This is a genomic window from Streptomyces lacrimifluminis, from assembly GCF_014646095.1.
Taxonomy (GTDB): domain Bacteria; phylum Actinomycetota; class Actinomycetes; order Streptomycetales; family Streptomycetaceae; genus Streptomyces; species Streptomyces lacrimifluminis.
The window spans coordinates 19859-35315 of sequence record NZ_BMMU01000048.1 but is presented as its reverse complement, the minus strand read 5'-3'; the positions used below and the strand labels follow the sequence as shown (position 1 = coordinate 35315).

At 71.0% G+C, this 15457-nt stretch carries 12 protein-coding genes and 1 pseudogene; 8 read left to right on the top strand and 5 right to left on the bottom strand.

The annotated features are described in order from the left end of the window. The 6 genes and pseudogenes from IEY89_RS37425 to IEY89_RS37400 all read left to right on the top strand — a co-directional run. Positions 1-98, top strand: a pseudogene (locus IEY89_RS37425) (alpha-glucosidase C-terminal domain-containing protein); the annotation flags it as partial. 28 nt (positions 99-126) lie between these two features. Then, a complete protein-coding gene (locus IEY89_RS37420; RefSeq protein ID WP_189151995.1) occupies positions 127-1503 on the top strand; it encodes a maltokinase N-terminal cap-like domain-containing protein in 1377 nt (458 codons plus the stop codon). Positions 1504-1508: 5 nt separating this feature from the next. Beyond that, positions 1509-3725 carry a 1,4-alpha-glucan branching enzyme gene (gene glgB / locus IEY89_RS37415; RefSeq protein ID WP_189151994.1) on the top strand — a complete coding sequence of 739 codons (2217 nt, stop codon included), beginning with the start codon at positions 1509-1511 and terminating at the stop codon, positions 3723-3725. Between the two features lie 171 nt (positions 3726-3896). Then, positions 3897-5807: an AMP-dependent synthetase/ligase gene (locus IEY89_RS37410; protein ID WP_189151993.1), complete on the top strand. Its 1911-nt coding sequence runs from the start codon at positions 3897-3899 to the stop codon at positions 5805-5807. 99 nt (positions 5808-5906) lie between these two features. Continuing rightward, positions 5907-6800, top strand: coding sequence for a Gfo/Idh/MocA family protein (locus tag IEY89_RS37405; protein WP_189151992.1), 894 nt, complete (start codon positions 5907-5909; stop codon positions 6798-6800). Positions 6801-7196: 396 nt separating this feature from the next. Beyond that, positions 7197-7652 (top strand): cyclic nucleotide-binding domain-containing protein, encoded by a 456-nt coding sequence (locus IEY89_RS37400; RefSeq protein ID WP_189151991.1) that lies wholly within the window; start codon positions 7197-7199, stop codon positions 7650-7652. A gap of 15 nt (positions 7653-7667) precedes the next feature. Here the strand turns inward: IEY89_RS37400 and IEY89_RS37395 are convergent, their stop codons facing one another. Continuing rightward, on the bottom strand, positions 7668-8972 hold the full coding sequence (locus IEY89_RS37395; protein WP_189151990.1) for an MFS transporter: 1305 nt from the start codon (positions 8970-8972) through the stop codon (positions 7668-7670). Between the two features lie 18 nt (positions 8973-8990). Next, on the bottom strand, positions 8991-9737 hold the full coding sequence (locus tag IEY89_RS37390; RefSeq protein WP_189151998.1) for a TetR/AcrR family transcriptional regulator: 747 nt from the start codon (positions 9735-9737) through the stop codon (positions 8991-8993). A gap of 114 nt (positions 9738-9851) precedes the next feature. Between IEY89_RS37390 and IEY89_RS37385 the strand changes: the two genes are divergently transcribed. Further along, complete coding sequence (locus IEY89_RS37385; protein WP_189151989.1) at positions 9852-11069, top strand: saccharopine dehydrogenase family protein; 1218 nt, start codon at positions 9852-9854, stop codon at positions 11067-11069. 40 nt (positions 11070-11109) lie between these two features. On the opposite strand, the gene IEY89_RS37380 is transcribed toward IEY89_RS37385, so the two are convergent. Further along, positions 11110-12534, bottom strand: a complete 1425-nt coding sequence (locus tag IEY89_RS37380) for a M1 family metallopeptidase (RefSeq protein ID WP_189151988.1) — start codon at positions 12532-12534, stop codon at positions 11110-11112. Between the two features lie 158 nt (positions 12535-12692). Here IEY89_RS37380 and IEY89_RS37375 point away from each other — a divergent pair, with 158 nt between their 5' ends. Then, positions 12693-13064 carry a DUF488 domain-containing protein gene (locus tag IEY89_RS37375; protein ID WP_189151987.1) on the top strand — a complete coding sequence of 124 codons (372 nt, stop codon included), beginning with the start codon at positions 12693-12695 and terminating at the stop codon, positions 13062-13064. On the opposite strand, the gene IEY89_RS37370 is transcribed toward IEY89_RS37375, so the two are convergent. Together IEY89_RS37370 and IEY89_RS37365 are read right to left on the bottom strand one after the other, a co-directional pair. After that, on the bottom strand, positions 13061-14734 hold the full coding sequence (locus IEY89_RS37370) for an FAD-binding dehydrogenase (RefSeq protein ID WP_189151986.1): 1674 nt from the start codon (positions 14732-14734) through the stop codon (positions 13061-13063). The genes IEY89_RS37375 and IEY89_RS37370 overlap by 4 nt on opposite strands. Positions 14735-14751: 17 nt before the next feature. Then, complete coding sequence (locus IEY89_RS37365) at positions 14752-15393, bottom strand: TetR/AcrR family transcriptional regulator (RefSeq protein ID WP_189151985.1); 642 nt, start codon at positions 15391-15393, stop codon at positions 14752-14754. Positions 15394-15457: the final 64 nt, after the last annotated feature.

Below are 15457 nucleotides of genomic sequence, written 5' to 3'. Positions count from 1 at the left end.
CCATCGGCGAACTCCCCTACCTCCTCACCCTCGCAGGCCACGGCTTCTACTGGTTCCGGCTTCCCCGAGCCGCCCCACGCACTGCCCGACGACCGTGAGTGTGTGCTCGCGAAAGGACGCGTCACCATGCCGAAGACCGCATCTCTTCGCCCGAGCAGGACGGCCCTCGCCGAGCCGTTGACCTCGCTCGGTGGTCTGCTGCGCGAGTGGCTGCCCCAGCAGCGCTGGTTCGCGGGCAAGGACCGGCCCGTCACCGACCTGGGCCTGCTGTCGATGACCGAGCTGTTTCCGGGCTGCCTGCACCTCATCGTCCGCACCGGCCACACGGCCGTACCCACCCCCGGCGGCCCTCCCCCGCCCGGTGACTGCTACCAACTGTTCCTCGGCCTACGGGACCGCCCGTCACCGCGCCTCGGCCGGGCCCTCATCGGCCGCGCGATCGAGGGGCCCCTCGCCGGGATGCTGATCTACGACGCCCTGCAGGACCCCCGGGCGGCAGGGCTGCTGCTGGAGCGGCTGCGGCGCCCGGGAACGGCCGGCCCCCTGCGCTTCGAGGCCGACCCCGGCATCAGCGTGCCCGCCGGACTCGCCCCGCGGCTCCTCGATGTCGAGCAGTCCAACTCCTCGCTCGTGTACGGCGACTCGTTCATCCTGAAGGTGCTCAGACGCGTCCAGCCGGGTGTCCACCCCGACCTGGAGGTGCCCGCGGCCCTCGCCCGGCAGGGCTGTGCCCGGGTACCCGCCCCGGTCGCCTGGTTCCGGACCGATCTGCCGCAGGACGCCACACTCGGGGTGCTCCAGCCCTTCCTGCCCGGCGCCTCTGACGGCTGGACGCTGGCACTGCGCGCCCTCGGCGCGGGGCACCCGTTCACCGACGAGGCCTACGAGTTGGGGCGGGCCACCGCCGACGTACACCTGGCCCTCGGGACCGCCTTCCCCCGCGACACCCGCGGCGTGCGGCACAGCAGGCGTACGGCGGCGGCGATGACCGAGCGTCTGGATGCGGCCGTGCACTGCGTACCGGCGTTGCGGCCGTACGCCCAGGGGCTGCGTGCCGCCTTCGACACCCTGGCCGGGCTCGACGCCGGTCCGGCCGCACAGCGCGTCCACGGTGATCTGCACCTCGGGCAGGTGCTGCGCACCGGCGGAACCGGCGGGGACTGGTTCGTGATCGACTTCGAGGGCGAACCGTCCCGCCCGCTCGCCGAACGCCGTAGCGCCCAGTCGCCGGTCCGGGACATCGCCGGCATGCTGCGCTCCTTCGACTACGCCGCCCGCACGCGTCTGCCGTGGCGCCCCGAGTGGGCACTGCGCTGCCGGAAGGCCTACTGCGCGGGGTACGCCGCCCGGGCCGGGTGGGACCCGCGCCGCGACCCCGGGCTGCTGCGCGCGTACGAGACCGACCGGGCCGTGTACGAGGTGGTCTACGAGGCCCGGCACCGCCCCGACTGGCTCCCCGTCCCCATGGCGGCGATCGAGCGACTCGCCGCCCAAGGAGGCTGACCGCTGTGGCCCTGCACGACCCCTCCCTCCCCGACACGCCGTCCCTGGGCAGACCCGATGCCCTGTGGGACCCCGGCGACAGACAGCGCCTGCTCGCCGGCACCCATCACGACCCGCACGCGCTGCTCGGCGCGCATCCCGCACCCGGCGGCGGGATCGTCTTCCGGGCGTTGCGCCCGCACGCGCGTGGCGTGAGCGTGCTCGTCGACGGGCTGCCGAGCAAGCTCGACGACGACGGTGACGGCTTCTTCAGCGCCGTACTCCCCTTCGGTCCCTCCTCCGCTGCGATTCCCGGCTACACGCTGCTGGTGTCGTACGAGGGCGGCGAGTCGGAGGTCGAGGATCCGTACCGCTTCCTGCCCGCGCTCGGTGAGCTGGATCTGCATCTCATCGGCGAGGGCCGGCACGAGGAGCTGTGGAAGGCCCTGGGCGCCGAGCCGATGACCCACCAGGGCGTCACCGGCACCCGCTTCACCGTCTGGGCGCCGAACGCGCAAGGGGTCCGCGTCGCCGGGGACTTCACCTTCTGGGACGGTACCGCCCACCCGATGCGCTCGCTCGGCAGCGCCGGCGTGTGGGAGTTGTTCGTGCCCGGCGTGGGTGAGGGCGAGCGGTACAAGTTCGAGGTCGTGGGCCGGGACGGTGGCCGGGTCATGAAGGCGGACCCGATGGCCCGGCGTACCGAGGTGCCGCCCGCGACGGCGTCCGTCGTCACCGCCTCCCACTACGAGTGGGGCGACGAGGAGTGGCTCGCCCGCCGGGCCGGCACGGCCGTGCACGAGGAGCCGTTCTCGGTGTACGAGGTCCATCTGCCGTCCTGGCGGCTCGGGTTGACGTATCGTCAACTGGCCGACGAACTCCCCGCGTACGTCGCGGACCTCGGCTTCACCCATGTGCAGTTGATGCCGGTCGCCGAGCACCCCTTCGGCGGGTCCTGGGGATACCAGGTCACCTCCTACTACGCCCCGACCGCCCGGCTGGGTTCCCCCGACGACTTCCGGTATCTGGTCGACGCGCTGCACCGGGCCGGTGTCGGCGTCCTGTTGGACTGGGTGCCGGCGCACTTCCCCAAGGACGAGTGGGCGTTGGCCCGGTTCGACGGGGAGCCGCTCTACGAGCCCGGTGATACGCGGCGTGCCGAGCATCCGGACTGGGGGACGTACGAGTTCGACCTCGGGCGGACCGAGGTGCGGAACTTCCTGGTCGCCAACGCGGTGTACTGGTGCGAGGAGTTCCATCTCGACGGGCTGCGGGTGGACGCGGTCGCCTCGATGCTCTACCTCGACTACTCGCGCGATTCCGGGCAGTGGACGCCGAACGTGCACGGCGGGCGGGAGGACCTGGACGCGGTCGCCTTCCTCCAGGAGATGAACGCCACGGTGTACCGGCGGGTCCCGGGGGTGCTGACGGTCGCCGAGGAGTCCACCGCGTGGGACGGGGTGACCCGGCCCACCGACAGTGGCGGGCTCGGCTTCGGCCTGAAGTGGAACATGGGCTGGATGCACGACTCGCTCGGCTACATCCAGCACGAGCCGGTGCACCGCAAGTACCACCATCACGAGATGACGTTCTCCATGGTGTACGCGTACAGCGAGAACTACGTCCTGCCGATCTCCCACGACGAAGTCGTCCACGGCAAGGGCTCGTTGGTGTCCAAGATGCCGGGCGACTGGTGGCAGCAACGGGCGAACCACCGCGCGTACCTCGGTTTCATGTGGGCCCATCCCGGCAAGCAACTCCTGTTCATGGGCCAGGAGTTCGCCCAGGGATCCGAGTGGTCCGAGGCCGACGGGCCGGACTGGTGGCTGCTGGACCCGAAGTACGCCGCCGAGCCCGACCACCGGGGCGTCCGCGACCTCGTCCGCGATCTCAACACCGTCTACCGGCGCACGCCCGCCCTCTGGCAACGCGACACCGACCCCGCCGGTTTCCGGTGGGTGGCCGGGGACGCCGCCGAGGACAACGTCTTCGCCTTCCTCCGCTACGACGCGGAAGGACAGCCCCTGTTGTCCGTCAGCAACTTCTCGCCGGTGGTCCGCCACGACTACCGCCTCGACGTTCCCGGCCCGGTCCCCGCCTGGCAGGAGGTCCTCAACACCGATGCCGCCCGCTTCGGCGGCAGCGACGTCCGCAACCCCGGAGCGGTGACGTCCCGGTCGGCGTGCGTCCGGCTGACGTTGCCACCGCTCGCCACGGTGTGGCTGACGCCCGCGCGCGGGTGAGATGAGGTGATCCGAGGAGCGGGGTTCGCGGAAAACGGCTTCCGAAACCTCCACGGGGAAATCGACTTCACAGTTCCCGACAACAAAGTCCCTCACCTGAGCTAGATTCGTTCACCGTCGATAACTCCCCTCGTCGGCGCGGTCACAGCCAGTACGATCCAGGAGCAGCGCATGCGCGACTTCGCCCTCGCTCCCCCCACCACCACCGCACCGCTGACGGGCGGACTCGCCGACAGCGTCTTCGACACGGCGCTCCGTGAACCGAACACGCCCCAGCTCGCGCGCCGACCCGACCCTGCCAAGCAGGTCTGGACGCAGGTCACGGCCGCCGAACTGCGGGACGAGGTCGTCGATCTGGCCAAGGGGTTCATCGCCTCCGGCATCTCACCGGGCCACCGCGTGGCCATCATGGCCCGTACCCGCTACGAGTGGACGGTGCTCTGCTACGCGCTCTGGTCGGTCGGCGCCGAGGTCGTGCCGATCTATCCGACCTCCTCGCGCGACCAGGTCGCCTGGATCCTCGCGGACTCGCAGTGCAGCGCCGTCGTCGTCGAGGACGAACAGGGCCTCATGACGGTCGGCTCGGTGTGCACCTCGCTGCCCCTGCTGCGCAACGTGTGGCAGCTGGACGACGGAGCTATGCCCCAACTCGTGGAGCTGGGGCGGACGGTGCCGACGACCACGGTCGACTCGATGCGCCGGATCGTGCTGCCCGACTCGGCCGCGGTGATCGCCTACACGTCCGGCACGACCGGGCATCCCCGGGGCTGCGCCCTGAGCCACCGCAGCCTGGCCAGCCCCTGCGACACCCTGCTCGCGGGCTGGAGGCACACGGCGGCACCGCCCGGCGTACAGCCCACGGTCCTCGCCTTCCTGCCCTTCTCGCACGTGTACGGCCTGATGATCCAGGGCCTGTGCCTGCGCGGCGGCCTGCTGATGGGCCACGAGCCCGATCTGAGCGGGGAGGCGCTGTCGTCGGCGCTGCTCTCCTTCCGGCCGACGTATCTGTACGCGGTCCCGTCGGTGTTCGAGAAGATCTACAAGAACTTCCTGCGCGCCGCACAGAAGGCCGGCCGGGGCGCCCTGTTCGAGCGGGCCGTCGGCACCGCACGGGACTTCGCGACGGCTGTCGAACGCCAGCGGCTGGGCACGGGCTCGGGGCCCGGATTCGACCTGCGGCTCCAACACGCCCTCTACGAACGGACGGTGTACCGCAAACTCCGTGCCGCGCTCGGCGGACGGGTGTGCGGGGCGGTGTCGGGCGGCTCGCCCCTCAACCGTGAACTCGCCCTGTTCTACTCGGGTATCGGCATCCTCGTCCACGACGGCTACGGCCTCACCGAGACCAGCGGCGGTGTCACCGCGCAGCCCGTGGGCCGGGAGAAGTTCGGGACGGTCGGGCAGCCCCTGCCCGGCACCGAGATCCGGGTCGCCGGGGACGGGGAGATCATGGTGCACGGCACCTCCGTCTTCCAGGGATACGTCAACGACGACGCCGGAACCCGGGAAGCGCTACGGGGCGGCTGGCTGGCCACCGGCGACATCGGGCGGCTGGACACGGAGGGGTATCTGACGATCACCGGGCGCAAGAAGGACATCATCATCACCAGCAGCGGCAAGAGCGTCGCTCCGGCCGCCCTGGAGCAGCGGCTGCGTATGCACCCGCTGGTGCACCAGGCGGTGATCGTGGGCGACAACCGGCCGTGCGTGGGCGCCCTGATCACTCTCGACCCGGACTTTCTTGCCCACTGGCGCGCTTCCCTGGCACTGCAGGAGGATACGCCGCACCGCCAGGCGCGCGAGGAGAACGCCCTGCGGGAGGAGATCGGACGGGCCGTCGCCGCCGCCAACAGCACGGTGTCCCGGTCCGAGTCGATCCGGGTGTTCCGGGTCCTCGCCGAGCCCTTCGCCCTCAGCAACGGCCTGCTGACCCCCTCGATGAAGCTGCGCCGGGACGCGATCGTGCGGCACTACGCCTTCGAGATCGACGCGATGTACCAGGCCAGGACGCGCTCGTCCCGGCCGAACGCGGCGGCGGAGGAACTCGCGCACTGGGACGACTCGGACAACGTGTTCCGCTGAGCACACGGCGCTGCGCGGCGCGGATCCTGGTTGACGGTACGGCGGACGGGCCCGCAGAGTGATCTCCGTATCGGCCTCCCGTACGGATTGGACCCTGCCGTGACCAGTACCGCCGCACCGTGGTCGCACGCACCCGTCAGGGTCGGTCTCGTCGGGGCCGGTCCCTGGGCGCAGGGGGTGCACGCGCGCGTACTGGCCGCCGGGCCCGAGACCGAACTCGCCGGGGTCTGGGCACGCCGCCCCGAGGCGGCCCAGGAGACGGCGGCGCCGTACGGGGCCGCGGTCGCCGCCCGGTTCGAGGAACTGCTCGACACCTGCGAGGCGGTGGCGTTCGCCGTGCCGCCCGCTGTTCAGGCCGAACTCGCCCTGCGCGCCGCGAAGGCGGGCAAGGCGCTGCTGCTGGAGAAGCCGATCGCCGAGGATCTCGGGGCTGCCAGGCGGCTGGTGGACGCCATCGAGGAGGCCGGAGTCGTTTCCCAGGTCACCCTGACCAATCGCTACCACCCCGAGACCCGCCGGTTCGTGGAAGCGGCGAGCGAGGCCGACGTGTTCGGCGCGCGGGCGTGCTTTCTGAGCGACGCCTTCCTGGGCGGCGCGTTCGCGACCCCCTGGCGACTCGAGCACGGCGCGCTGCTCGATCTGGGACCCCATGTCCTCGACCTGCTCGACGCGTCCGTGGGGCGCATCTCGCGGGTACGCGGGACCGGGGACCCGCGCCGCTGGATCGAGCTCACCTGTGAGCACGAGAACGGCGCGGTCAGCCAGGCGTCCCTGTCCGGATCGGTGAACGTGGCGGAAGGTGTCGCCCGCGTCGAACTCTTCGGTTCCGGACCGGAGTTGGTGTTCGACAGCTCCGAACTCGACTACGAGGAGAGCTGGCCGGTGCTGCGCCGCGAGTTCGCGACCGCCGTACGCACCGGTGTCTCCGGCGAGCTCGACGCCCGTCGTGGCCTTCGTCTGCAGACGCTGATCGCCCAGGTGTCCGAGGGCTGAGCCCTCTCCGAACACGGGCGTGACCTGGATCACACGCGGCGGGGGGGGTGATGCGGAACAACCCGGAGGGGTCGACCGTTCTTCTGTACGTGGCTGCGGAGGGGACAGTGTCCCCGGGCCTCACCTATGGCCCATGGGGAAGATCGTTCGGCTGAAGCCCCATGGAGCCTTTCGCCGCGAGGCGACCGCCCTCCGCGTGCCACCACCTACGGCCCTGGCTGGTCTCCCCCGTCCAGCCAGGGCCTTCTTTTGTCAAAAAACACATTCATACCTCCCGCCGAGGTGCCCGGCGCGTCCGCAGCCGCTGAAATGGATGGAGGGGAAGCCACCGGAGCCGGGCAGTGCGCTGCCGCGGCCGACGTCTTCCCTCCGGATCGCCGGCGAGGAGCCCTGCTCATGACCAAAGCGACAAAGCTGCTGACCGCCCTGCCCCCGCCCCGCCGTGAGCGCCTGCTCTCGCTCGCGACGGAGGTGTCCTTTCCCGAGGACTCCAGGATCTTCGAGGCGGGCGACACCGCCGACCGTTTCTGGGTCGTCCGCTCCGGTGCGGTCTCCCTGGTCCAGCAGGTGACGCCGGTGCAGCGGGTGACCGTGGCCAGCCTCGGCGCGGGCGACCTGCTCGGCTGGTCCTGGCTCTTCCCGCCCCACCGGTGGGACTTCGGCGCCGAGGCCTTCAGCCCCGTACGCGCCTACGAGTTCGACGCCGCGTCGGTGCTCGAACTCTGCGAGGAGGATCCGGCCCTCGGACTTCAGCTGGTGCGGGTCATCGCCGAGATCCTCGCCCATCGGCTGGAGCTGACCCGGGGCAGGCTGATGGAGCACTTCTCCGTGCACAAGCGGGCGTCCGGCTGAGGTGTGCCGGTCCGGCTATTGGACGCGGTAGCGGCGCAGCGCCGGCATCGCGGCCGTCAGGGCCAGAGTGACGGCGACGACCAGGAGTCCGCCACCGGCGACGGCCGTGCGGGGGCCCAGGGCCGACGCCGTGGTGCCGTGCAGCAGGTCCGCCAGCCGGGGACCGCCCACGACGACCACCGTGAAGACGCCCTGCATCCGGCCGCGCATCTCGTCGGTCGCCGCCGACATCAGGATCGCCATCCGGAAGACACCGGAGACCATGTCGGCGACGCCGGCGACGACCAGGAACGCCACCGCCACCCACAGGCTGGTGCTCAGCCCGAAGCCCGTGATCGCGAGCCCCCAGCCGACGACCGCGCCGATCACCATCCAGCCGTGCCGGCGCGCCCGCGAGAACGTGCCGGAGAACAGGCCGCCGAGCACCGCGCCCACGGGGATCGCCGCGAACAGCAGGCCGAGGGCGAGGCCCTCCCCGTACGGGGCGTACGTCTGGGCGGCGAGCTGGGGGAACAGGGCGCGGGGCATGCCGAAGACCATGGCGACGATGTCCGCGAGGAAGGAGAGCAGGAGCACCTTGTGCAGGGCGATGTAGCGGAACCCCGCCACGATCTCGCGTGCGCCCGCCTTCCGGGAGGCCGCCGGCCCCGGTGGGAGCGCGGGCAGCCGTATGACGGACCACAGGGTGACGCACAGGGCGAGCGCGTCGATCAGATACAGCTCGGCGAGGCCGATGACGGGTATGAGGGTTCCGGCGAGCAGCGGACCCGCGACCAGGCCGGTGTACATGACGGTCATTCCCAGAGAGTTGGCCGCGGCGAGTTCCTCCTCGGGGACCAGCTGGGCGACGACTGCGCTGCGGGCCGGTGAGTTCAGGCCGAAGAACGCCTGCTGGAGGGCGAGCAGGACCATCAGGGTCGCCACCGAGTCGAGGCCGACGAGGGCCTGGATCCAGAACAGCAGCGAGGTGACGGCGATACCGGTGTTGGTGATCAGGAGGAGCTTGCGGCGGTCCATGCTGTCGGCGACCGCGCCGCCCCACAGGGCGAACACGACGAGGGGCAGGAGTCCGGCCAGGCTCGCGTAGCCGACCCAGGCGGAGGAGCCGGTGATGTCGTAGATCTGCTTGGGCACGGCGACGGCGGTGAGCTGGCTGCCGACGGCGGTGACGGCGGTCGAGGACCACAGGCGGCGGTAGGCGGGGCGGCGCAGGGGCCGGGTGTCCATGGCCCAGCGGCGCCGGCCCCGGCCAGGCTCGTCGGCGGGTGCGGTCGGCCGAGGGTCCGAGTCGTTGCCGGTACTGCTGTTGCTGGGGTCCACAGGTGTCCTGGTTGCTCGCTACATCCAATCGGCTCGGCCTTCAATATCACAGGCCCTTCCGGGGCCTTCTGCGGTGAGCGTCCGTGCGGCACTGTCCAGCAGCATGTCGAGGGCCGTCGGATAGGCGCTGGCGACCATGCGGGCGGCGAGCAGCGGAGCCGCTTCGGCGATCCGGGGGTGGGTGCTGCGGGGCAGGCGGGCGTAGGTCGAGCGCCACATGTCCTCGTCGGCGGTGAGGCTGGCGCGCGGCAGGGCGACGGAGGCGGCGTCGAGGGCGGCGAAGGCCAGGGTCTGATCGATGAAGGCGTGGTAGATCCGTACGGTCTCGGGCAGCGGAAAGCCGGCTGTGCGCAGGACGTCGAGGATGGCCTCGTCGGCGGCCAGTTCGTTGGCGCGGCCCGTGACACGGCTGGCGGTCAGGACGGCGGCCTGCGGATGGGCGAGGTACACGGCGTGGATGCGCAGCCCGATGGCGCGCAGGTCCGCCGACCACTCCCCCGTGGGCCGCCAGCCGTGCAGTGCCTGGCCGATGAGCGCGTCGCCGATGGCGAGGGTCAGGTCGTCCATCCCGCGGAAGTAGCGGTAGAGGGTGCTGGGGTCGGCATCCAGGGCCAGGCCCAGGCGGCGGGCGGTGAGGCCGGCGCTGCCGTGTTCGCGGAGCATGCGCAGGGCGGTGTCGACGATCAGCCGCTCGGACAGCACGGTGCCGTTCCTGGTGGGACGGCGGCGCCGCCGCTTCTCCTCCGGCACGACCTGCTTGGGCACGGCCACCCCTCGCGCTCCTACCGCTCTTATGCCAACGCCATTGACCTTAGACGACGGCAAGGCGTTGGATCGGCGGACAACAGCATCTGAACCTTCACAAAAGGGAGTTTTGCCATGCGTGTGCTGCTCGTGGGAGCCGGCGGTGTGGGGACCGCCATCACCCGGATCGCCGCCCGGCGCTCCTTCTTCGATCTGATGGTCGTGGCCGACTACGACCCGGCGCGGGCCGAGGCGGCGGTCGCGGTGCTCGGAGCCGGGGAGCGGTTCGTGGCGGAGCGGGTCGACGCGTCCGACGAGGCGGCGGTGGCGGAGTTGCTGGCCCGGCACGGGTGCGACGTCCTGCTCAACGCGACCGACCCGCGCTTCGTGATGCCGCTCTTTCGCGCGGCCCGCGCCGCCGGGGTGACGTACCTCGACATGGCGATGTCCCTGTCGCGTCCGCATGCCGAGCGGCCGTACGAGGAGTGCGGGGTCAGGCTCGGCGACGAACAGTTCGCGGCGGCGGACGAGTGGGCGAAGGCGGGTGCGCTGGCCCTGGTCGGCATGGGTGTGGAGCCGGGCATGTCCGATGTGTTCGCCCGGTACGCGGCCGACGAACTCTTCGACGAGATCGAGGAGATCGGCATCCGGGACGGAGCGAACCTCACCGTCGACGGCTATGACTTCGCGCCGTCCTTCAGCATCTGGACGACGATCGAGGAGTGCCTCAACCCGCCGGTCGTCTACGAGTCCGGCCGGGGCTGGTTCACCACACAGCCCTTCAGCGAGCCGGAGGTGTTCGACTTCCCCGAGGGCATCGGCCCGGTGGAATGCGTGAACGTCGAGCACGAGGAGGTGCTGCTCGTACCGCGCTGGATCGACGCGCGCCGCGTCACCTTCAAGTACGGCCTGGGCGAGGAGTTCATCCGGACCCTCAGGACACTGCACCTGCTCGGCCTGGACCGCACCGAACCCGTGACCGTCCCGAGCGCCGCAGGACCGGTCGCCGTGTCGCCCCGGGACGTCGTCGCCGCCTGCCTGCCCGACCCGGCGACGCTGGGCGAGCGTATGCGCGGCAAGACGTGCGCGGGGACGTGGGTCAAGGGCACGAAGGACGGGGCGCCGCGCGAGGTGTACCTGTACCACGTGGTCGACAACCAGTGGTCCATGGCGGAGTACGGCTCCCAGGCGGTGGTGTGGCAGACGGCCGTCAATCCGGTCGTCGCCCTGGAACTCGTCGCCACCGGTGCCTGGTCCGGCTCGGGTGTCCTCGGCCCGGAGGCGTTCCCGGCCCGCCCGTTCCTCGACCTGCTGACCGCGTACGGCTCGCCGTGGGGCATGCGCGAGCAGTGAGGTGCCCTCCCCGGGCCGCAGCCCGGGGAGTCGGGCGGTGCTACGGCGCGGAGGGCTTGCCCTTGGTGCCGATCCAGGTCAGGAACAACTGGTCCAGGTCCTTGCCGGAGACGCGCTCGGCGAGGGCGGTGAACTGGGCGGTCGCACCGTGCCCGCCCCGGTGGTCGGTGGCCCAGGTGCGCAGGATCGCGAAGAAGGCCGGGTCACCGACCGTTTCGCGGAGCTTGTGCAGGGCCATCGCGCCGCGGGCGTAGACGGGCCCGCCGAAGATGTTCGCGCCGCTGCCCGGGTCGGCGGGCGGGAACGCCCACAGGTCGTCGCTCGCGGCCTTCGCGTACAGGTCGTCGAAGGTCTTCTGGGCGCTCTGGCCGCCGTGCTGTTCCGCGTACAGCCACTCCGTGTAGGTCGCGAAGCCCTCGTTGAGCCAGATGTCCTTCCAGCTGGTGAGGGTGACGGAGTCGCCGAACCACTGGTGTGCGCTCTCGTGGACCAGGGTACTCAGGTCGGGTGCCTGGTCGTACACGGGACGGGTCTGGGTCTCCAGCGCGTAGCCGACCTGCGGGGCGCGGTCGACGATGGCTCCGGCGGCCTTGAACGGGTAGGGGCCGAAGAGCCTGGCCTCCCAGTCCAGGACGGACGGCAGCTTCTTCAGCACGGGCGCCGCGGCGGAGGCCTCGCGCGGATCGACGGCGTTGTAGACCTTGATGCCGCCGCGGGTGGTGTACTGCTCGACCTTGAACTTCCCGACCGTGGCAGTGGCCAGATAGGCGGCCATCGGCTCGGACTGGCGCCAGCGGAAGGTCGACCTGCCGCCCGCGGTCCGCTGGCCGAGGAAGACGCCGTTGGCGACCGCGGTGCGCCCCTGGGGGACGGTGATCGTGAAGTCGTACGAGGCCTTGTCCTTGGGGTGGTTGTTGCCGGGGAACCAGCTCATGGAGCCCTGCGGCTCACCGGCGACGAACACGCCGTCGTCGGTGGCGATCCAGCCGTCCTTCGAGCCGTCCGGGTCGATGACCGCCTTGGGGACACCGCTGTAGGTGACGGCGACCTGGAACGTCTGATCCTTGTTCAGGGCGCGGCGCGGACTGACGATCAGTTCCTGTCCGGAGCGCCGGAAACCCGCCTTCACACGGTCGACGGTGAGAGCGGTGACCTTGAGGCCGCTGAGGTCGAGGTTGAAGCGGGTCAGTTTCTGGGTGGCGCGCACCGTGAGGACGGCCTTGCCGTCGAGGCGGCGGCTCACGGGGTCGTAGCGGAGGTTCAGGTCGTAGTGACCGACGTGGTAGCCACCGTTTCCGGACAGCGGGAAGTACGGGTCGCCGACACCGGAGGTGCCTGTCGTCGTGGCTCCCGCGGGTGCGGCGGCGGCCAGCAGGGCGGCGAGAGCGACGGGCACGGTCGCGACGACGGCGTCACGACGGAGCACTGCGGTGCCTGTGCCTGCGTACTTCGTGGGGGGTCTCACGCGAACTCCTCCAGCAAGCGGTCCGATCATCTTCAGGCTTTTCACCCTAGAGGCGCCACCGCGCGGATTCCTCCTCCTTCCGGTCAAGTTGCGAGCCACCGTGACCGGGCACATCCTTCTTTCGGTCCCGTTTCTCCCCACCTTGCCGGAGGCCGCTCGTGACCGTCCGCGTCCGTCGTGTCCACGAACCGCCCGAGCCCGACGACGGCGTACGTGTCCTCGTCGACCGGCTGTGGCCGCGCGGTGTGTCCAAGGAGGCGGCGCGGGTCGACGAGTGGCCGAAAGCCCTGACCCCGTCGACCGGGCTGCGCCGCTGGTACCACTCCCAGGAGGACGCGGCCGATGCCTACGAGGAGTTCCGGCTCCGGTACGAGGCGGAGCTGGCCGCGCCCGAGGCGGCCGAACTCCTGCGAGCCCTGCGGGAGCTGGCCGCCAAGGGCCCTGCGACGCTTGTCACCGCCGCCAGGACCCCTGAGCGGAGCCATGCCTCCGTGCTGGCCGGACTGCTGGCGTCCGACGGAGAACCCTAGGCCGTCGCCCGGGCCGCCGCCCGCCCCGCCGCGCGGCCCGAGAACAGGCAGCCGCCGAGGAAGGTGCCCTCCAGGGCGTTGTAGCCGTGCACGCCGCCGCCGCCGAAGCCGGCCACCTCACCGGCCGCGTACAGCCCTTCGACGGGTTCGCCCGCCACGCCCAGCGCGCGTGAGTCGAGGTCCGTCTGGATGCCGCCGAGGGTCTTGCGGGTGAGGGTGTGGAGTTTGACGCCGATGAGCGGGCCGGCCTCGGGGTCGAGGATGCGGTGCGGGGTGACGGTTCGGCCGAGCCGGTCGCCGATGTAGCGGCGGGAGTTGCGGATGCCCTGTACTTGGGCGTCCTTGCTGTACGGGTTGGCGATCTGGAGGTCGCGGGCCTCGATCTGGCGGCGCACCCGGTCCACGTCGAGGAGCGGCTTGTCGGTCAACTCATTCATTTTTACGACGAGTTGTTCGAGGGCGTCGGCGACCACGAAGTCCGCGCCGTGCTTGACGAAGTCGGCCACCGGGCCGGGGGCGCCCTTGCCGAGGATGCGTTCCTTGAGGAACGCCTTGCGGTTCTTGGCGGTGATGTCGGGGTTCTGCTCGGAGCCCGAGAGGGCGAACTCCTTCTCGATGATCCGCTGGGTGAGGATGAACCAGGAGTGGTCGTACTCGGCGATGTCCTCGGTGGTGCGCAGGTACTTGAGGGTGCCGAGGGTGTCGTACCCGGGCAGGCAGGGTTCGGGCAGCCGACGGCCGAGCGCGTCGAACCACATGGAGGACGGGCCGGGCAGGATGCGGATGCCGTGGCCGGGCCAGATCGGGTTCCAGTTCTGGATTCCCTCGGTGTAGTGCCACATGCGGTCCCGGTTGACGAGACGCGCTCCGGCCTGGGCGCTGATGTCGAGCATCCGCCCGTCGACGTACGCGGGCACGCCGGTGGCCATGTCGACCGGCGCCGTGCCGAGTCGCTCGGGCCAGTACCGGCGCACGATGTCGTGGTTGGCGCCGATCCCGCCGGTGGTGACGATCACGGCCTGCGCGGTGAGTTCGAAGTCGCCGATCCGCTCCCGGTTGGACGCCACACCGCGCGGCGAGGTGTCCTCGGCGAGGACCGTGCCGCGGACGCCGCGCACGGCGCCCTCCGTGACGACGAGTTCGTCGACCTGGTGACGGTGGTAGAAGGTCAGCAGGCCGGCACGGGACGCCTCCTTGGCGCTGAGCACGAAGGGTTCGACCACTCCGGTGCCCGTACCCCACGAGACGTGGAAGCGGGGTACGGAGTTGCCGTGCCCGTGGGCGCGCAGGTCGCCGCGTTCCGCCCAGCCGACCGTCGGCAGGAACGAGATGCCGTGGCCGGCGAGCCAGGACCGCTTCTCCCCGGCGGCGAACTCGACGTAGGCGCGCGCCCATTTCACCGCCCAGGAGTCCTCGTCGTCGACGCGGTCGAAGCCGGCGCTGCCCTGCCAGTCGCTCCAGGCGAGCTCGAAGGAGTCCTTGATGCCGACGCGCCGCTGCTCCGGGGAGTCGACGAGGAACAGCCCGCCGAACGACCAGAAGGCCTGTCCGCCGAGGTTGGCGGCGTTCTCCTGGTCGACGAGCGCGACCCGCCGGCCCTTGCTGGTCAGCTCGTGTGCCGCGACCAGTCCGGCGAGGCCGGCTCCGACGACGATGACGTCCGCATCCATGGCGACCGTTCCCTTTCTCATCCGCCGCTGCGCGCGGCGGGGTTGTCGCTGCCGTCGGTGAGCAGCGCGGTGAGCAGCTGCTTGAGCCACGCGCGCGCGTGCTCGACGTCCTTGTCCAGCAGCAGTTGGGTCGTGACCCCGTCGTACGCGGCGATCACCGCGTGGGCGGCGCCCTCGGCGCCGCCGAGTACGACGGGCAGTTCGGTGTGTTCGGTGGCGCGGGCGAGCCTGTCCGCGACGGCCCGCCGCAGCCGCTCGCGGTGTTCCAGGAGGGTCTGGGCGACCGCGGGGTCCCGGGCCGCGTGGACCAGGAAGTCGGTCTTGACCAGCAGCCAGTCCAGGTCGAGCAGCAGGACCTCGGTGACCCGGTCGACGGCCGCGGGGACGTCGAGATCGGGGCCGTCCAGGGCGAGCGCGCCGGTGACCTGGTCGGCGATCAGGTCTGCGCGTTCCCCGTAGAGGGCGAAGAACAGCTCGTCGAGGCTGTCGAAGTTCGAGTAGAAGGCGCCTCTGCTGTAGCCGGCGGCTTCGCAGACCTCCTCGATCGAGACCCGCCCGAACCCCTTCGCGGCGAACACCGCGAACGCGGCCTCCAGCAGATTGGCCCGCGTCCGCACGCGCCGCCTGGTCACCCGCCCCGTCGTGCCCTCGACCGTCATGTCCGGCCCTCCGTTCGATACAGGAATGTATCCGATACATCGATGCATCCAAAGAGCTCGGGGG